Genomic DNA, 18,975 nt, shown 5'->3' with positions numbered 1-18,975 from the left:
GAATTCATCAGAGAAACTCCCGGTTTTTAACATCTTACGGAAGTTTTCATGATTATCGAAATAATCCAGACAATATTCGACCGCATCGCGCGGTAAATCACACCAATTAGCCCCCGTATAGATTTCAAGATCGATTCCTAATTTTTTTAACTTATTTACCCTCAATAAGCTTTGAAACGAGGTGCTTAAACGATTGTAGACTTTACCAAACAAGGAGTGACGATCTATTTTATCGTAATTATAGTAAAATTTTTGCCAATTAAGAGCATTGTCATGTCCTTTTTTTACGTCGGCCTTATAGTAACGCAAATAAATATTATCATTACTCTCGTAAAACCTATTAATCTCCTCAACTGGTTTCAAGGGCCAATCCTGTCCTGAAATTAAGTGAATATAATCAATTTCTGGATCTTTCATTGCCCGACGCATTAATTCAACAGCTACTTGACCTATTGACCAACTTCCCCAATTGACACTAATTTCTGAGAAGTAATCTACACCTAATCGTTGAAGCTCCTTTTTCTGTGCTTCTGAAACTGAAGTTTTTTTATCGAAGTGAATAATTACTTTGAACGTTGACCTAAGTTTTTTTGATAATTCAATAACTTGATCAACATCTTTATGAGCAATAATAAGAACTGCTTGCATAAACACATACTCTGCTTTCTTATATTAATTATATCTAACTTAGTAATTATAATTCATTAAGTTTATTGAGACAATTAGAAAAAGGATCTTACCTAACAAAAGGTAAAGATCCCTTATCTCTTAATCAACTGTAATTGCTTGCCCTGCATATTCGCGAGCAAACTGACTAACTGTAATCCAACTCTTTGCACCATAGTCAAAGGCATTCCATCCAAATGATCCTTGACTCGCATAACTATAGCAAGGATCAAAAATCCGGAACCAACCATTTTGATAACCTACAATTACCTTAGCATGATTGTGATGCGCATAAGAACTTTCATATCTTGAATATCCATAATAAAGTACTGGTCGGCCTGAATTAATTGTATCAATTATTTGTCGTACGCTACTTCCAGAAATATTTCTGACAGAAGAGTCAAAATGATGTGCAAGTTCTACTAGGGAATCAGGTTGGATAATTAAGTAGAACCCTGCTCCATTATAAACATTCCCTGCCTGACGATATTGTAAAAGATTTACTGCGTATCCCATATTAATATATTCTTTAGGACTTAGCATCATTGCCAGAGAGTAAACAGAACACCCTTCTCCAACAGGAAACTGACTATACCATTGTGGGAACCATAAACGACCACTATTATCAGCATGGTAAGTCCAACCATTAACGTTTACCCACCGATTTTGATACATATTAGCATTAATCGGATCGAAGTAGTATTCAATTCCATTAATGACTTGATATCCTGTATCAGCCCATGCATTAGTTGGATCGAAGTAATACCAGTTACCAGCATTTGATTTAAACCAGCCAGTTCTTGCATCTGCATTAGTTGGATCAAAATAATACCACAATCCAGCATTTGATTTAAACCAGCCGGTTCTTGCGTCTGCATTAGTTGAATCAAAATAATACCAATATCCATTTATTCTTTGCCAACCTTTTAATGCATTACTATTAGTAGTATCAAAATAATACCAATGGTTATTTAACTTATGCCAACCCTTTAATGCATTAGCATTTGTTTCATCAAAGAAGTACCAATAACCCGCAGACGATTTAAACCAACCTGATTTATTTACACCGTTGTTATCAAATAAGTACCAATAACCTGCTGGGGACTTGAACCAGCCAGTAGAAGCTGTTCCATCGTTGTTAAAGTGATACCAAGCACCATTTAGTTTTTGCCAGCTATTAAAGGCAAAACTATTTGTACCACGATTGTAATAATAGATGTGACCTGCAATTTGATTTAACCCATCATTGAGAGTGCTAGTATCAATCATCCCAGTTAATGGATTAAACTTATAGGTATGGCCATTTACAGTAAGTTCATTTTGCCGAATACCAGTACTTGGATCGTAATACTTCAATAATTTAGTATTAGCATCAACTAACATTCCCTTTAATTGGTGACCAGATACTGGATCAAAGTAATAGTAATTACCATCAATTAAAGTATCACCGGTTGCCATTTGCGCATTTTCTGGTTTGAAGTAGTAAGTATTACCACCAAGGTTTTGCCAACCAAGATATGCACTACCATCGCCTTTGAAGCCATACCAATGACCATCAACATACTGCCAACCAGTCTTCATTGCACCAAATGTCCCATCAGCTTTATCATTTAGGTAATAGAAATTATTGTTGATCTTCTGAATACCACTTTCTAGAACTGCGGTTTCTGGATTCATGTAGTACCAATTACCATGAAGATAGTTCCAGCCAGTATATGCACTACCATCGCCTTTAAAGCCATACCAGTTACCATCAACATACTGCCAACCAGTTTTCATTGCACCATACGTACCATCATGTTGTTCGTTTAGGTAGTAGGTTTTATTATTAATTTTTTGAATTCCAGTTTCCATCTTGGCGTTATCTGGATTCATGTAGTACCAGTTATTATCAATGTTTTGCCAATCTTTATTTTGATTACCATTGTTAAAGTGATACCAATCGTTGCCAGAAGTTTGCCAACCATTCGCACTTTGGCCACTAGTATTCTTCCAAGTACCATTTTGATTCGTATAACCGTTAATGTTAGTTGTTACAGTTGAATTATCAGAATTATTGTTATTTTCCGAATCACTCGTTGCTTTCATTGTTTGTGCAGTGGTAACTTCAGGATTGTCAGAAGCAGATGCTTGACTTAAATTAGCTGAAGCTGCAAATGATAATACTGCAACCGCTGCAGTAACCCAAAGCTTTCCTGATTTATAAAGCTTAAAATGTTTTTTCATAATTACCTTCCCAAATAAAAATAATTTAACACTAGTAATATATCACTATTTTTTATTTCTTCCTACACGTTAATCATAAAAAAATTACAATTTGTTAACAGATCTTAATATTATTGAAATTAAACAATTAGTATTAGAAATTATAATAGTTATCGTTATATAAATTTTTTAGGAGGATTATAGTGACTCAGAAGAACCATATCTATCTTGCTTCAACATTAACATTATTATCTTTATCAACCTCGTTATATTTAAATTCTAAAAACGTTCAAGCTGATACTAACCAGTTACAGACCGAACAAGTAAATTCAAATGCCAATTTAAGTGCTAATTCCGCTTCAACACAAAGTCAAAGTGCCACTTCAGCAAGTGCTTTTACTACTAGTTCTAATAATGTAGCTAGTGAAAGCACTGCTGAACCAACGCAATCATTAAGTATTAACAGTCAAAATTCGGCTGCACCAGCAACCGCATATACAACCGTAAAAGCAGCTGCACAAACTGCTTATGATGGCACACCAGTAATCAATATTGGTGACGCTAACTACCCTCGAGTAGATGCAGTTGATATTAGTGGTTATCAAGCTAGTATGACTCCTAATAATTTTGTTACCTTAAAAAATCTCGGAGTTAAAACAGCGATTGTTAAGGTTACTGAAGGGACCTACTATATTAACCGATATGCTGGTCAACAAATTAATTATGCTAAAAATGCTGGCTTAAATGTTCAAGTGTATCACTATGCCAAATTTGGTAGTCAAAATGCCGCTATCAACGAGGCTAATTATTTAGCAAATGAAATGGAAGCATTAGGGTTAGACAAGAACACCTTAATCTATGCTGACATGGAAGATACAACTACCAAATATTACGGAGTTGCTAATCATTTAAATGCTTTCTGGAATCAATTAAATACTCGTGGTTTTACTAACCATGCAGTCTATGCCTCAACTTCTTATGATCAAACTTATAATGTTAGTTCAACAGTCGGGAAAAACCGTACTTGGGTTGCCCAATACCTTTATTCACCATCTTCAGCTAACCTAAGGAACCAGAACTATGGAGCATGGCAGTTTAACGCCCATGGGCGCATTCCTGGATATAATGGTGACTTAGATATTTCGATCGATTATCAAGGGTTAGTCGCTAACTCGGGTGAATGGTCTAACAATAATGGAAAATGGTCATATTCAATTAATGGTAATAATGTTACTGGCTGGCAACGAATAAATAATAATTGGTACTACTTCAACCAAGATGGCACCGCGCAAACTGGCTGGTATCAATCAGGTGCTGGCAACTGGTATTACTTTGACTATACTAATGCCTGGGCTTTAACTGGTTGGCAATATATTAATAATAATTGGTATTACTTTGATTACAATAATGCATGGGCTGACAAGGGCTGGCAGAACATCAATAATAATTGGTACTATTTCGATCTAACAAATGCTTGGGCGCTGCGTGGTTGGCAAACAATTAACGGTAATCGTTATTACTTTGACCCTAGTAACGTTTGGGCACTCAAAGGATTTCAATATTTAGACAATACTTGGTATTATTTTGATGATAGTAATGCTTGGTTAAGTCATGGTTGGCGCTACAATGGTGGACGATGGTATTACCTAAGTCCAAGTACTGGTCAATTAGAAAGTGGTCTTCAAACAATTAACGGCAAAGTTTACTATCTTCAGCCAAACCACAATGGCTACTTTGGTGCAATGCAGACTGGCTGGTTTAACTTGAACAGTCACTGGTACTTCTTTAATAATGGTGGTGATGCTGCTACTGGCTGGTTTAAGTCACCTGCAGGAGCTTGGTATTACTTTAATAATAACGGACAAGCATTAACTGGATGGCAAACTATTAATAGTAATCGATATTACTTTGACCTAAATAATTCCTGGGCCTTAACTGGATGGCAAAAATTAGATAGCAAATGGTACTACTTTGATCCGATTAATACTTGGACAACTACTGGCTGGTTTAAGTCACAAGCTGGATTATGGTATTATTTTGATGACGATGGAAAGGCAAAAACTGGGTGGCAAGTCATTAATGGTCATCATTACTATTTTGATTTAAATAATGCATGGGCTTTAACTGGATGGCAAAGACAAAACAATGATTGGTATTACTTTGATCCAGCGAATGCTTGGACTCTAACGGGTTGGCAAACTATTAATGGTCATCGTTATTACTTTGATAATGATGGACATGCTGTAACTGGCTATCAATACATTGATGGTAAAATTTATCATTTTGATAAAGACAATGCATGGCTGTTAGATAAATAATTAAATCTTAAAAATTCAGAATTTGTTTTTCAATGAATCTCGCTAATAACTTACCTTATTATGGTAAGCTTATTAACGAGATTTTTTGTATGCAAAAAGCCACTCCACATTTCTGCAAGTGACTTTGTTATTTCTCAATATAAACTAATGGATCAACTTAAGATCTAATGAAATTTAATTTCCTTAAACTAAAATTCATTAGGTTCACAACTTTTTCCACTAAGCTAAGTTTTTTGAAAAGAAAACTCCGTATTCCATCCACTATAGTACCAAAAATATACCACAACATTGCAGTCCCCAATACACATATAATCATTATAAATATATTGTGATTATAAAAATTAGTATAGTGTCCTCTAAACCAGGCATAAACAATATAATTAGTTTGTAGCAAATAAGTACCAAATGACAAAGTACCTAATTTTATAATTATTTTGCGTGCTTTCGTATTGTTAATTTCAATTTGAAGAAAAGCTAAAAAAATGAACACGGCATCTAAAACAGCAAATGGAGTATTATATCCAAACCATTTATTCCAATCATTGTAAAGAATTGATCCATTCATATATCCCCTATGATTAATTGTCATAAGATTACACGTTAAAACACCTGTAAGAGCAACTATTAAGTATGCAATAAGGTCAAATTTTATAGATAAATTTTTTAACCTATGACCAAATCTTCTAATATAAGCTCCATATAAATACATTATTATTAGCCACATACCACTAAAGCCATTACTCAAATTAAAAATTTTATCATTAAAAATATCTAATCCGAAACAACTAGTCATAATAAATAACGATACACATATAATTGTGAATTCTCTATATGTTAATTTCAATATTCCATAATTCAACAACGGCATAAATATAAAAACTAATATATACGAATTAAAGTACCAATACTGCATTGATACAGTTGGAAAAAGGCTTCCTAACAATTGTCCCTTATCTACATATTGTGGTCTCAGTATGAGAAAAGCTACTAAAATAAGGTAAGAATAGAAAATTACTTGCAACCATAATTCCACAATTCTTGAAATTCTATGATGAGAAGTTAACCCAACATAACCTGATATTATTGCAAATAAATCAACGGCAACATTATTAAGAAAAGTGAGGAACATAACCGTTTGAGTATGTACTGTATTTACTTGGTGATAAAGTAGTCCCCCCCATTTGACATAGTATGCAATGTCATAATCATATACATTGATAAGATTCGTAGTAAATCAATTCCTATTATTCTTTTTTTCATATTATCTCCTACAAAATATAAACCAGGCTAATCATTCATACAAGCCAACTAGTTTAAATATTTTCTCAGCTTGTTTCTCAATGCCAAACCTTTTAAGATTTGGATCCAGACTACTCTTTCGCGCCCCCTTTGAGCTTTGGAAAATACTTTCAAGTTTATCCGCCCATTTTTCCGCATTCAATCCGCTAAGTTTGTAAATGTTATTAGTTGCAAAAATTTCATCTATATTAGTAGCCGATGCTAGTACCGGTAAATTACTAATTTGAGCTTCTAATGCCACTAAACCAAATCCTTCATATTTACTAGTAAATAGAAGAGCATCCATTGCTGAATACCAATTATTAACATCTGGTACAAAGTCAATCTGTGTAACGTATTTTCCTAATCCAAGTAATTTTATTTGCTCATTTATTTGTATTTTTAGTGGACCCTTTCCTAAAATAACGAATTTACTGTTTGGATTAATTTCGTGATATTTTGCAAACACATCTAAAGCAAATAAAGGATTCTTTCTATCTTGTAACACTCCTACAAAACCAATCAATTTTTCATCTGATGATATCCGTAGTCTACTACGAATTATGCTTCTTTGATTAGAATCATACTGATACTTGGATAGATCTAATCCATTATCAATTATATGAACATCACTTGAAGTTTTCCCAAACATCCATTTTCCAGCTTCAATAGACGTTGCTATTTTAACGTCAGCATTTCGATCAAAAATTTTTTTACCATGGTTATTAACCATATTAAGTAACGTCATCATTAAAGCATTAGAAAACGTATGACTGTAATATGCATTGTGAGAATGACATATAATTTTTGCAGGACAATATTTTTTGGCATAAATAACTGGTAAATAATTCCATGATGCTGAATAGTTAAAATAAATAATGTCATATTCATGCGTTTTAAAGAACGACTTCCACCATCGCCAATGCTTTATAGGATTTTTTGTAACTGGTATAACTCTATGCAGTTTCCACCCCAACTTTTTACACTTCTTATCAGTAAAGTCTGTTGGATCTATTCCATAGGCAACTGCCTCAATTTGATAATTATTATTTAAATATCCAAAAACATTAAAAATAACCTGAGTAAGTCCACTTCCACTGATAAAGTCACCAACAACTAATATTTTTTTCATTTAATATCTCCATAAATTTATATAATTAGGATAACTACCTTAGCCATGCTTGAAGGCAATGATTAACTTGTTTTTCTTTAGGTGGAATATCCATATAATTCTTACCATAAAGTTTGGTTAAATAGCTATCCCAGCAAGCCATCGTATCGAACTGATATCCTTCAAAATTAACTTTAGTACTTTCAAAATAATCTGAAGTTCGCATAGTTTCCTTACCATAGTCACCCCACATTACATCACCTATCCAACCTGTTTTATTGTAATCATAGGTCTGTGATAACTGATTAAGTTTTTCATTAGCTCGTTTAAGACCATACATTTTCGCAAAAGGAATAACTAAAGGTTTTAATATTTTCTTCGCCAACGTTCTTCCTTGACCTGCTTTAGCAAAGCTTAACATTTGTATTTCACGTACAATAGCAACTTTTTGATACAACTTTTTTTGTAATGATTTATCCCCTGGTAAACCATCCATAGGAAAAACGTCAATCCAGAGATAATCTGCCTCATCATTTTCAAATTGTTGGCTCATTTTAGTTGTTAAATCTACTACTTTGATAAATGGGTAGCTTGAATCGTTAAATTGAAAATCAGTAATCTTATAATGCTCATTAAATACACTATTTTTTTTAGCAATCTCCATTACCTTTTGATAGCTCTCTCTATCCATACAAACATCTATATCATCATCCCAGGGAATAAATCCATGATGTCGGACTGCTCCTAGTAACGTTCCTGCACAAAGATACATTTTTAAGCCATAATCATCACAAAAGTCTTGAAAATTTAACAAAATATCCAATAAATGTTTTTTTATCTCTTTTTGGGTCAACTTTTTCATCTGATATACCACTTCTTTCTCAAAGATTTATACAAAATAAAAGGATTCACTCTAATAATAAGTGAATCCTTACTCCTATTTTTTACAATCCCTCACGGATAATTTTCTGAGGATCCAGCCAAGTCCCGTTATTAATAAATGAACTAGCTAAAGCATGTTTAAAATTGTGATCTCGGGTAATACCAATGTGGACGTGTGAAGTATCACGAATACCAATAACGTCCCCAGTACTAATTTGTTGTCCTTCATGAACTAGAATATTATTTTTGCTGGAAAAAGCTTCTTGATAAACAACCAAATATTCACCAGTATCAACCACGGCATACCAGCTTAATCCTGAACCGTATCCAACAATTTTAACAGTACCACCATGAATAGCATGTACTTCTCTACCTGGATGATCAATTGAACCAAAGTCTAATCCATCATGAAAACCATTTAATCGGAATTCACCACCAGCATGAATACCAAATAGCTGTCCACCGCTGAAGTAACCTTCACCATCTTGAGGGAATGGCCAGTCCCAGCCATCAGCCCATGAGCCATCAGAATTAAAGGTATAAGTTTTGCCATTAATTTCTTGAGTACCAGTTAATATCCAGGCATTTATTGGATCCATGTAGTACCATTTACCATTAATTTTTTGCCAGCCGGTATCCGCCCAGACGTTATCCCAATTAAAATGGTACCAATGGTTATTGATATACTGCCAATTCTTCAATGCCCAAGCATTTGTTGGATCAAAATAGTACCACAACCCTGCTTGAGATTTAAACCAACCTGTTCTTGCGTCGGCATTTGTTGGATCAAAGTAATACCAATTTCCGGCATTAGATTTAAACCAACCTGTATCTGCCCATACGTTAATAGTATCAAAATGATACCAGTGATTATTGATATACTGCCAATCTTTCAATGCCCAGGCATTTGTTGGATCAAAATAATACCACAATCCTGCTTGAGATTTAAACCAACCTGTTCTTGCGTCGGCATTTGTTGGATCAAAGTAATACCAATTTCCGGCATTAGATTTAAACCAACCTGTTCTTGCATCAGCATTTGTCGGATCAAAATAATACCAATGATTATTAATATTTTGCCAATTAGTATCTGCCCAAGCATTTACTGGATCAAAATGGTACCAATGTCCATCAATCTTCTGCCAGTCAGTCAAAGCTTGTGCATTTGTTAAATCAAAGTAATACCACAGGTTTGCTTGAGACTTATACCACCCAGTATCTGCCCAAGCATTTACTGAATCAAAATGGTACCAATGTCCATCAATCTTCTGCCAATTGGTTAGAGCATTTGAATTTATTTGATCGAAATAATACAAATTATTATTTATAGTATTCCAACCTTTCAATGCATTTCCGGTTTCATTATCAAAATAATACCAAAAGCCTGCTTGAGACTTATACCAACCTGTTTGTTCGGTTCCATCTTCTTTAATATAATGCCAATTATCATTTACTTTTTGCCAACCAGTATTTTTAATATCTGATTGAGCAGAAATATCACTAGCCTGATTATTTAAATCAGTTGCATCGATATTATTAGAGCTTTGAGAACTAGCATTTACTTGATTAGTTGTATTTACCACAACCTTACTTTGAGCAAATGAAGTTTCAGCATTGACATTTTGATTTTGTTGAGTTGCAGCAGCTTGAGCACTTGCTACTGATGCACTAGCAGAATTGCTATTTTCATTATTAGCAATAGCCAAAGTTGTACTTTGAGAAGCATTACTCTCTGCTGTGGTTTGAGTTTGCGTAGTTTGGATCTGATTAGTAGTCGTATCAGCATGAACATGCTTTACTTGTGTTCCAGCAATAAAACCGATCGAAACGATCGCTGCTGTAATCCATTGCTTTCCTGACTTGTAAAGTTTAAATCTTTTCTTGCGACTATTCAAAACGTTTTAATCCTCCTAAAAGTGGGACGAAATCTATTTTTTAAATTAAATTTTTTAAACATAACACTCTGTCAAGTATAAAAGATAAAATTCATGCTCGCAACTTCTCAAGAAAATTGTTAGGTTTTTGTCATATATTAATTCTTACCGATAATATTTTTTGCTTGGTTCAAAATTTTAGCATGAAGGATAAACAGGCCAGATAAGTAAATTACTACTCCAAGGATAACTTCCAACGCTAAATTGGCAATCGTCATTTGGATAGTATTACTGATTCGATTGACAATTATAAACATTACTAACCCACTAACTGCATATTTCCAAACTTCCCCAAACATCTTACGTCGGCTAATTGTCTTTCTAATCATTGCTAGTTGAGAAGCAGTAACTAAGAATTCTGAGCCAACTGTTGCCAAAGTTGCCCCGTTAGCTCCCCAAAACGGAATTAGAACCAGATTAAACGCAACATTACTTACAGCGCCAATAGTTACTGAAGTTGTAAATTCCTTAACTCGGTTAACCGGCATCAAATATTGAGTACCAGTAACATTACTCCATGCAATTAAAACAATTACTGGTGATTCAAGGAACATAATTTGACCAGCCATTTGAAAGCCACTCCCTAAGAACCATGGAGCAAATTGTTTTGAAATTGCCATCAACCCAAACATCATTGGAATCGAAATAGATGAAACAAATTCAAATGAAGAATACAAACTATTTCGTACACCCTCAATGTCACCCTTAGCATACTTATTAGCTACATGCGGTAACATTACTGTTCCAGTTGCGGTAACAATTGCTAAAACAAACTTGACAATCTTATCTGATTGTCCAAAATTCCCCAAGGCAGCCTGTGAATCCATATGTCCTAACATCAATCGGTTTAACACAAGATAGACCTGTGTGGTGATAGTTGGAATAAACAGTAATAATGATGGATAAAAATGCTTAAATGGATGCCAATCACTAATTTTAACCCAAACAATATTTCCCTTTAAATAAGGCCATAATGTTAAATTACCAACAACTTGGGCGCCACCTAAAATTAAAATATATTTCCCTAAATCAGCTGTTGACTTGATAAAAGTAAAAATCAAAATTACAGAGGCTAATTTAACTAGTGCATTTCGCACCACCGTAATTTTGAAGTTTTCCAACCCCATAAAATACCATGAAACATCCAGGCCTGTTGCAATAATCCAGAGGCCCTGCATGAGAAAATAATATTTAAAAGTTGTACTAAAAAGAAAAACAGCAGCTAAATATGCAATAAGGGATAAAGAAACGGTCAATAATTGTAACGCTTCAACTCCCCAAAAAGTTCGCGAACGTTCATATAAGTCATCACGATGGTAGGCTACTTCTCGATTACCATAAAGAGTAATTCCCATTTGCCCCATAAGGTAAAAGAAGGTTACCCATGCATTAGTGTATTCGTTAATCCCAACATCATGTGCACCTAAAACACGAGAAATATAAGGAACAGTGATCAATGGAATGATCATGTTCAAAATTTGATATCCCGCATTATACAAATAGTTCTTGATAACTTTCATTGCTAATTACTTAAACTCCTTATTTACGGCAACTAAGGCTGCGTGAAGAACTTGATCCATATTGTAGTAGCGATATTGACCAAGCCGTCCACCAAAGATAACATTATTAGCCTTTTCTGCAGCAAGTTGAGCATACTTCTTGTAAAGTTCATTATTTTGCTGATTATTAACCGGATAGTATGGTTCATCGCCACGATGCCAGTCTGCTGGATATTCTCGAGTAATAATCGTTTTATCTTTGTCGCCCTTACCAAATTCGAAGTGCTTATGTTCGATAATCCGTGTGTATGGTGTTTCAGCATCGGTATAGTTAATCACCGCGTTCCCTTGGTAATTACCAACATCCTTTTCTTCAGTTTCAAAACGTAGACTCCGATATTGAAGTTCACCAAGTTGATAATCAAAGAATTGATCAATCATTCCAGTGAATACAACCTTAGGATAATTAGCTAAATAATCGTCCTTCTGATCGAAAAAGTCAACTCCAGTTTCAACATCAATTAATTCACTATCAAGCATCTTTTCAACAATTTGAGTATAACCACCAATTGGAATTCCCTGATAGAGATCATTGAAGTAATTGTTGTCATATGTCAGACGAACAGGCAACCGCCGAATAATAAATGCTGGTAATTCGGTAGCTTTTTGCCCCCATTGCTTCTCGGTATAACCCTTAATTAACTTTTCGTAGATGTCCCGACCAATTAGCGAAATAGCTTGTTCTTCAAGGTTCTTAGGTTCCTTACCAGCCATTTCTTGACGCTGTTCGTTAATCTTTGCCAGTGCTTCTGCTGGAGTACGAACACCCCACATTTCACTAAAGGTATTCATGTTAAACGGCAAGTTATACATTTGCCCCTTGTAATTAGCAACAGGACTGTTTGTGTAACGGTTAAATTCAGCAAACTGGTTAATGTAATCCCAAATCTCCTTATTAGAAGTGTGGAAAATATGGGCACCATATTGATGGACTTGAATACCGTCAACCTCCTTAGTGTAAATATTTCCCGCAATGTGATCGCGCTTTTCAATTACCTTAACCTTTTTACCGCGCTTAGCTGCTTCGTAAGCAAAGGTGGCACCAAATAGGCCAGCACCAACTACAAGATAGTCATACTTTGTCATGGAACGCTCATCCTTTCATATGTAACGTTATTTATTGATGAAAATTTTAGATAATGTTAAAATCAGTTTGTTTGCGTTTATTCAACTAGTAATAAACTTCCTGCAAATGCTATAATTATACTATTAAATACTTATCAAGTATAGTTGATTTGAACCTTTCAATATAGGAGAGATACTTATATGAAGAAATTTAGTCGTTTATTTTTGTCTGGAATGTTAGTTACAATCTTAGGGTTTGGGTTAGCTGGCTGTGGTTCACAAAAGAATTCTAAGGACACTGCATCATCTTCACATACCAAAACTGAAAAAGTTACTAAGAAAGCTACTAAAAAGACAAGTAAAAACAGTAAGCAAAATTCTACTAAGAAGACAAGCTCAACTAGCAGCAGTGCAAGCGTAACATCATCGTCGCAATCAAGCTCTTCAACTGCTAATAGTAATGTCAATAATAACAGTCAAAAACAATTAGGGCTTAACGATGTTGCTGTTTGGACCGATCAATATGGTGTTACTCACCATGTTGATAGTGACGGAATGGATCGTCAAACAATTGCAGGTAGCTCACAAATAAACTATCAGGATTGGTCAGGAAGCTTACCAAGTAATGCCCAAATTGTTAAACAGAATTAAACAAAACTAAAATATAGCCAGATAGTAATTACAATTACCATCTGGCTATATTTTTTATTCAGTAATATTTTCTATTTTTTTACTGCGCTCTTTATAAAGTCACCTTTTCGTAACTTTTTAGCGATCTCAATAGTATTCATCTTCATTTCAGAATATTGATTCTCAGTAATATTTTCTAAAATGTCATCAAGATTTTCGAGGCTGTTTACTGCAATTCCTAAATTATTTCTCAAAATGAAATCAGCAAGAGCGGCTTCTTTCCAAATAATTACTGGCTGTCCACTGCTTAAGTAAAGGGAAACTTTGTGCGGATTATTATAGCGCATATAATTACCAAACTTCCCACTACAAGTATCTAATTGATCGCCATCCCAGACTAGCCCGAAATTCTGAGTAAGTTTCTTCGGTAATTCATCTGGACTCATTTGACCATGATAAGAAACGCCTTTTAAATAGTGTTCGCTTGGATATGAACCAAAGATTTCTAATTTTCCAGCTTGTAAACTTATTTTATCAAGAAACTTGGACTTTGCTAAGTTCCCAGCAAAACATATTGTTCTATCATATTCTGAATTTTGGTTTATTTTTTGAGGATTATTGTAATCAAAAATTCCTAATTCTACCATTGGAACAGTAACCCCATTTTCCTGTAGCCATCGTTTCATTTTATGATTATGAACTATCAAGCCATCAGTAGCGTTAAAAAGTGCTCGTTCACCATCCCAATAGTTTTGGTCATTTTGAAAAAGGCGAAGTGATTCAACATCATGAATAATGAAGAACAGCTTCTTACTTTTTGAGCGCATTTTTTTTACCAGCCTTTTCATCACATAACTTGAATAGGTCGGATACTGAAAGAATAGCTCATCAAATTTTTCTACATTATTAAACAAGTGGGGAATTACCCAGTATGCTGTCTTAATTTTATCTAACTTAGATTTATTATTTAACTGCTGATGAATTACTTCAAAACCAACTTGTGATAAATAATAATCCACATCTCGTTTAGCTTTGGGTCCTGCATCATTACCATTCCCATAGTCAGCAACTGTAAAAACTACTTTTTTCATTTTAATTTACTCTTTATGTCCAAAATTTTTTACTGTAAAAAGTACAAATTCAATAATCAGTCCCAGTAAAGCACCTAAGGCAAAACCAACAACTACATACTTCTTCGTACTAGGAGATGTTTGACTATCGGTATTGTCAATTGTGGCTTTTTGTAGAAGGGTTACCTTTCCTGCTCCAGGTTGTAGTCGTGGCAATTCTTCCTTCATTGCTTTTGCAGTTGCGTTAACAATTTTTACAGATGCTTCCTTCGAGGATGTCTTAGCCTTTAATTCCATCACTAATGATTGTTGCGAAATCTTAGCATCAATTGCATTCCTAACATCATCCGCTGAATATTTTTTCTTCATTGACTTAGATAAATGCTTTCGTGCTTCCTGGGCAATGGTCCCATTTTCAGCAATATCCTTATATGTTGGCATCATATTATTATCTTCACCAACAATTGAAATATTAGCACCGCTTGACATTGTCCGCATCTCTTGAGGGACATTATGAGAGATTACTATTTGGCGACTAGCAGTATAAGTGGTTGTTTTTTTTCTTTTAGCATCTACACCCATTACCAAAGCGCCAAGAATAGCAAAAATAAGAACAACTAAAACTGGCTTCCCATATTTCTTCATTAAATCATTTAAGGTTATGTTTTTCATTTTTCTCCTCCAGTTAATTTATTTGAAAAATAACATTGTGCAAAAATTGCAATCAAAAATGGATCATAGCCAAAATCTAAAAGGCGTTGTTCCACAATTGCACTAATTGTAACAATTACCATGATACTTGCTAAAGCAAAATTAGCTTTTTGAATAGATCGATAAGAAATAATAGCCATTGCTACCACAATCAACAATGCCATTATAATTCCATAAATAATAAACAGCCTTATAAACGCAGAATCAACATAGAAATAATCATTTCCAATAATTGCTCTTTTTATTCCACCAGCAGCTCCATAACCATTTTCATGAATATGCTGACCAAAAAGACTAAAGCCATATTTTTTTATAGCTTCGTGACTATAAAATAGCCGACCAGACAATAAACTATTCATTTGTTCAAATAACTTGTGTCCAGGTGCATACAGATACGACAGGAAAACTGTAACATAAGCTGCTAACACTGGTAAAATCCAGTAAAAGATAGCAATCGATCTTGAAACAATATATCCTTTTTGTGCCCGTTGTCCGATCATCATTACTGGAATTACCAAAATCAAAGCATAGGCATTCAAACGTGCATCACAAAACTTAATGAGGAAGATTGCTAATAGTACAAATGCCACATAACTTTTCCATGAAAGCTTATTGAAATAAAGGTAACAATACGCCAACACTAAATATAAAATATGAGCAGCAAAATCAGTTGGGTAAATAATCCCAAATGCCCGTCTTAATGTGTGAATTCCCCGATGGAAAATCAGATTCTTTGTTAAACCGATTAGAGAAGTAAAAAAGACAAACGAGAGAAGGATCGTTCCTAACACTAAATATAAGTAAATGATTTTCTTAAAATCTACATTTCTAGCACCTAAAACAAAAATCCCCATTGGAAAGAGGATAAACTCACCTGATGTCCGCCAAGTAATGAATAGAATAGCAAGGACTAAAAGATTAACCGTTATTTTTCTTATTGTATTTGAATCAAAAAAGATAATCTTAAACAAAACGATCGCTAATGGAATAAAAGCAATTTGATGTAGAAGGTTACCAGGAAAATAAAAAGTATAGGTTGAGGTTTGAAGAAAAGCAATCACAAAGTAAAAGGCAAACGCTATTTCATAAAGGATTTGTCCATCTAACTCAAGGTTAATTAACCGTTGATATTTGGATGATAGATATTGCACCCTACTTCCCTCCTACTTTTTCTCTTTTACAATATAGATTGGTCGTTGTTTAGTTTGCATATAAATCTTACCAATATATTTGCCAACAATTCCAATACACATCAACTGAAGTCCACCAAGTAAAAGCATAATACAAACCATCGATGCCCAACCAAAGGCACTACTGCTTGGTTCAATAATTCTCCGAACAATTACAAAAATCAATCCTAAAATTGATAAGAATGCTGACATCCCACCAATCCAGGTGGCAATTGACAGTGGTGCTTCGGAAAAGTCAGTTATGCCATCCATAGCATACTTAAATAGCTTCCAAGTGGACCAATCAGTTGTCCCAGCAACCCGTTGGACATTTTTATATGGTAGGTATTTGGTCTTAAAACCAACCCAATTAAAGATCCCTTTTGAGAAACGGTTATATTCTTTTAAAGATAAGACGGCATTAACCATTTGGCGAGTCATCATTCGATAATCACGAGCACCATTAACAATCTTTGTATCAGAAATCTTGTTAATAACATCATAGAATTTATCACTAAGGAATGATTTAACCTTCGCTTCACCAGTACGATCAGTTCGTCGCATTCCAACACAATCATATTCTCCCGTAGAGATATACTTATACATTATTGGTAAATATTCAGGCGGATCTTGTAAATCAACATCCATTACAACAACATAATCTCCTGTCGTCGCTTCAAGTCCAGCATATAGCCCAGCTTCCTTACCAAAATTTCTAGAAAAGGATACATAATGAACTTTATCAGGATTTTGTTGATGCAACTTTCGTAATTCATCCAGGGTTTTATCAGCCGAACCATCATTAACAAACCAATATTCAACCTCGACTGGCATCTTATTAACAACTTTTTCAACAGCAGGATAAAATAATGGAATTGATTCTTGCTCATTGTAACAAGGAACAACAATGGATAACTTAGGCAATTAAATCTGCCTCCTCTTTACGCATGTCCTGTAATCTTCCGCAGAACAAACTTACCGCCCTTCTTGAACCAGTTAGTATGCTCCATGAAGACGTACTTTACTTCAACCGTCGAATATTCAGGGTGAACCTCAAGCCATACATCCAATAGTAGCTCGCTTAAAAAGCCGTAAACCCGTTGCTCATAGGTTGAATAATTGGAAATATCAATCCGGCTTTCCACTTCACCAAGAACATCAAACATCCATGTGCAATACTCATCTAGTGGTTTGCGCTTCATGATAAACATGTTAAACATATGGGCCCATGTTCGTTTCATGACCTTTTCAAAAGCGGGTGCATATTCAGGATAGTCTTGGTGGATTACCTGACGCATTACCTCAAATGGTTCATGTTCATGAGCGTGAAGGTAGTGAGATTCATTTGTTTCGATATAGTAGCGTCGCTTAGAAGGAAGAATAATATCGTAGTCTTTCAGCAAGTCGACTACTTGTTCGCTTGATAATACCTTATCCAGTGATTTTTGATGGTTGAGACTTAGGTAACGTCGATAGTGAGCTAATCCCATTGCGTCAACATCTAAGTTCTTCCATCCCCAGTAAATCGCCGTCAATTCATTATAGTAAGGGTTCTTTGCTGAAATATTGTCCCCAGTATTATCCCCCTGAAAAGTATGGTTAACGTCAGGGTGAATCTCTTTACCAACAAAGACTGGTAAATACAATGGGTCTTTGGGCATCTCATAATTCTTATGGGCAGCAACTAATACTTTTGTCTTCACAGTCGTTCTCCTTAATAAGCAGCGTTGGGCTTAATCATAACCTTAACAGTTTCAAACATAATCTTAAGATCAAGCCATATTGAACGTTCATTAATGTAGGTCAAATCAAGTTCAACCATCTGATCAAAACTTAAGGCATTTCGCCCACCAACTTGCCACATCCCAGTAGCACCAGGCTTAACCATTAAGCGTTGCCGATCATAGTCAGTATATTCTTCAACCTCGAATGGTAGCGGCGGTCGCGGACCAACAATACTCATTGAACCGCCAACAACATTTAATAATTGGGGTAGTTCATCCAGACTATACTTCCGAATAAACTTACCGACCTTGGTAATCCGGGGATCATCCTTCATCTTGAACATTGCCCCTTCAACTTCATTCTGATCACGAAGCCTTTCTAGGAGTTCGTCAGCATTGGTAACCATTGACCGAAACTTAAACATCTTGAAGGGCTTGCCGTCTTTTCCTACCCGGGTCTGGGTATAAAAAACGGGCCCCGCAGGATCATTAATTTTAATTGCAATTGCGATGATTAAAAAAACTGGACTAAGAATCACTACCGCAACCGAAGACGCAACCACGTCAAAAAGGCGCTTGATAAACCGGTAGCCATACTGATGCTGCAGTTTTCTTTCATCAATATGTATTTTCTTTTGTGTCATTATACTTCT

The 18,975-nt window shown here is 34.8% G+C and carries 16 protein-coding genes; 2 read left to right on the top strand and 14 right to left on the bottom strand.

Annotated features, from left to right (window positions below; all coding sequences use genetic code 11):
* Both HMPREF0549_RS02910 and HMPREF0549_RS02905 read right to left on the bottom strand, forming a co-directional pair.
* The coding region (locus HMPREF0549_RS02910; protein WP_003716768.1) for a beta-1,6-N-acetylglucosaminyltransferase at positions 1–648 on the bottom strand (648 nt) is incomplete at its 3' end.
* Positions 649–768: 120 nt separating this feature from the next.
* Positions 769–2,892, bottom strand: a complete 2,124-nt coding sequence (locus tag HMPREF0549_RS02905) for a KxYKxGKxW signal peptide domain-containing protein (RefSeq protein ID WP_003716767.1) — start codon at positions 2,890–2,892, stop codon at positions 769–771.
* A 182-nt stretch (positions 2,893–3,074) separates the two neighbouring features.
* On the opposite strand from HMPREF0549_RS02905, the gene HMPREF0549_RS09310 reads away from it, so the two are divergent.
* Positions 3,075–5,189 carry a GH25 family lysozyme gene (locus tag HMPREF0549_RS09310; RefSeq protein ID WP_003716766.1) on the top strand — a complete coding sequence of 705 codons (2,115 nt, stop codon included), beginning with the start codon at positions 3,075–3,077 and terminating at the stop codon, positions 5,187–5,189.
* Positions 5,190–5,346: 157 nt separating this feature from the next.
* Here HMPREF0549_RS09310 and HMPREF0549_RS02895 read toward each other — a convergent pair whose 3' ends face one another.
* The 6 genes from HMPREF0549_RS02895 to glf form a co-directional block, all read right to left on the bottom strand.
* Positions 5,347–6,318, bottom strand: a complete 972-nt coding sequence (locus HMPREF0549_RS02895) for an acyltransferase family protein (protein WP_003716765.1) — start codon at positions 6,316–6,318, stop codon at positions 5,347–5,349.
* Positions 6,319–6,480: 162 nt separating this feature from the next.
* Positions 6,481–7,599 carry a glycosyltransferase gene (locus HMPREF0549_RS02890; protein WP_003716764.1) on the bottom strand — a complete coding sequence of 373 codons (1,119 nt, stop codon included), beginning with the start codon at positions 7,597–7,599 and terminating at the stop codon, positions 6,481–6,483.
* 34 nt (positions 7,600–7,633) lie between these two features.
* Positions 7,634–8,440, bottom strand: a complete 807-nt coding sequence (locus tag HMPREF0549_RS02885; RefSeq protein WP_003716763.1) for a LicD family protein — start codon at positions 8,438–8,440, stop codon at positions 7,634–7,636.
* Between the two features lie 82 nt (positions 8,441–8,522).
* Positions 8,523–10,355: a KxYKxGKxW signal peptide domain-containing protein gene (locus tag HMPREF0549_RS09305; protein ID WP_003716762.1), complete on the bottom strand. Its 1,833-nt coding sequence runs from the start codon at positions 10,353–10,355 to the stop codon at positions 8,523–8,525.
* Between the two features lie 137 nt (positions 10,356–10,492).
* The gene (locus HMPREF0549_RS02875; protein WP_003716761.1) at positions 10,493–11,914 is read right to left on the bottom strand and encodes a flippase; all 1,422 of its coding nucleotides are present in this window, start codon (positions 11,912–11,914) and stop codon (positions 10,493–10,495) included.
* Between the two features lie 6 nt (positions 11,915–11,920).
* Complete coding sequence (gene glf, locus HMPREF0549_RS02870; protein ID WP_003716760.1) at positions 11,921–13,039, bottom strand: UDP-galactopyranose mutase; 1,119 nt, start codon at positions 13,037–13,039, stop codon at positions 11,921–11,923.
* Positions 13,040–13,219: 180 nt separating this feature from the next.
* Between glf and HMPREF0549_RS02865 the strand changes: the two genes are divergently transcribed.
* Positions 13,220–13,669: a hypothetical protein gene (locus HMPREF0549_RS02865; protein WP_003716759.1), complete on the top strand. Its 450-nt coding sequence runs from the start codon at positions 13,220–13,222 to the stop codon at positions 13,667–13,669.
* 71 nt (positions 13,670–13,740) lie between these two features.
* On the opposite strand, the gene HMPREF0549_RS02860 is transcribed toward HMPREF0549_RS02865, so the two are convergent.
* From HMPREF0549_RS02860 to HMPREF0549_RS02835, 6 genes are read right to left on the bottom strand one after another with little or no spacing between them, the layout of a single operon-like run.
* Entirely contained in the window at positions 13,741–14,739 is a 999-nt protein-coding gene (locus HMPREF0549_RS02860; RefSeq protein ID WP_003716758.1) for a glycosyltransferase, read from the bottom strand.
* A 6-nt stretch (positions 14,740–14,745) separates the two neighbouring features.
* Positions 14,746–15,390: a YveK family protein gene (locus HMPREF0549_RS02855; RefSeq protein ID WP_003716757.1), complete on the bottom strand. Its 645-nt coding sequence runs from the start codon at positions 15,388–15,390 to the stop codon at positions 14,746–14,748.
* Entirely contained in the window at positions 15,387–16,580 is a 1,194-nt protein-coding gene (locus HMPREF0549_RS02850) for a hypothetical protein (RefSeq protein ID WP_003716756.1), read from the bottom strand. Before HMPREF0549_RS02850 ends, HMPREF0549_RS02855 begins: the two co-directional genes overlap by 4 nt.
* A gap of 12 nt (positions 16,581–16,592) precedes the next feature.
* Positions 16,593–17,522, bottom strand: coding sequence for a glycosyltransferase family 2 protein (locus HMPREF0549_RS02845; RefSeq protein WP_003716755.1), 930 nt, complete (start codon positions 17,520–17,522; stop codon positions 16,593–16,595).
* 17 nt (positions 17,523–17,539) lie between these two features.
* Entirely contained in the window at positions 17,540–18,301 is a 762-nt protein-coding gene (locus HMPREF0549_RS02840; RefSeq protein ID WP_003716754.1) for a DUF4422 domain-containing protein, read from the bottom strand.
* A gap of 11 nt (positions 18,302–18,312) precedes the next feature.
* Positions 18,313–18,966 (bottom strand): sugar transferase, encoded by a 654-nt coding sequence (locus HMPREF0549_RS02835; protein WP_003716753.1) that lies wholly within the window; start codon positions 18,964–18,966, stop codon positions 18,313–18,315.
* Positions 18,967–18,975 lie beyond the last annotated feature (9 nt).

Origin of the sequence: Limosilactobacillus vaginalis DSM 5837 = ATCC 49540, from assembly GCF_000159435.1 — a bacterium.
Classification (GTDB): Bacteria; Bacillota; Bacilli; order Lactobacillales; family Lactobacillaceae; genus Limosilactobacillus; species Limosilactobacillus vaginalis.
Note: the sequence above shows the minus strand (reverse complement) of the source record. Positions and strands in the feature narration are given on the sequence as shown.

What these genes read in the sequence shown, in the direction of transcription:
- HMPREF0549_RS02905 (WP_003716767.1), bottom strand. Translation starts at nt 2,892, where the DNA reads ATGAAAAAACATTTTAAGCTTTATAAATCAGGAAAGCTTTGGGTTACT.
- HMPREF0549_RS02895 (WP_003716765.1), bottom strand. Translation starts at nt 6,318, where the DNA reads ATGTTCCTCACTTTTCTTAATAATGTTGCCGTTGATTTATTTGCAATA.
- HMPREF0549_RS02890 (WP_003716764.1), bottom strand. Translation starts at nt 7,599, where the DNA reads ATGAAAAAAATATTAGTTGTTGGTGACTTTATCAGTGGAAGTGGACTT.
- HMPREF0549_RS02885 (WP_003716763.1), bottom strand. Translation starts at nt 8,440, where the DNA reads ATGAAAAAGTTGACCCAAAAAGAGATAAAAAAACATTTATTGGATATT.
- HMPREF0549_RS02875 (WP_003716761.1), bottom strand. Translation starts at nt 11,914, where the DNA reads ATGAAAGTTATCAAGAACTATTTGTATAATGCGGGATATCAAATTTTG.
- glf (WP_003716760.1), bottom strand. Translation starts at nt 13,039, where the DNA reads ATGACAAAGTATGACTATCTTGTAGTTGGTGCTGGCCTATTTGGTGCC.
- HMPREF0549_RS02865 (WP_003716759.1), top strand. Translation starts at nt 13,220, where the DNA reads ATGAAGAAATTTAGTCGTTTATTTTTGTCTGGAATGTTAGTTACAATC.
- HMPREF0549_RS02860 (WP_003716758.1), bottom strand. Translation starts at nt 14,739, where the DNA reads ATGAAAAAAGTAGTTTTTACAGTTGCTGACTATGGGAATGGTAATGAT.
- HMPREF0549_RS02855 (WP_003716757.1), bottom strand. Translation starts at nt 15,390, where the DNA reads ATGAAAAACATAACCTTAAATGATTTAATGAAGAAATATGGGAAGCCA.
- HMPREF0549_RS02835 (WP_003716753.1), bottom strand. Translation starts at nt 18,966, where the DNA reads ATGACACAAAAGAAAATACATATTGATGAAAGAAAACTGCAGCATCAG.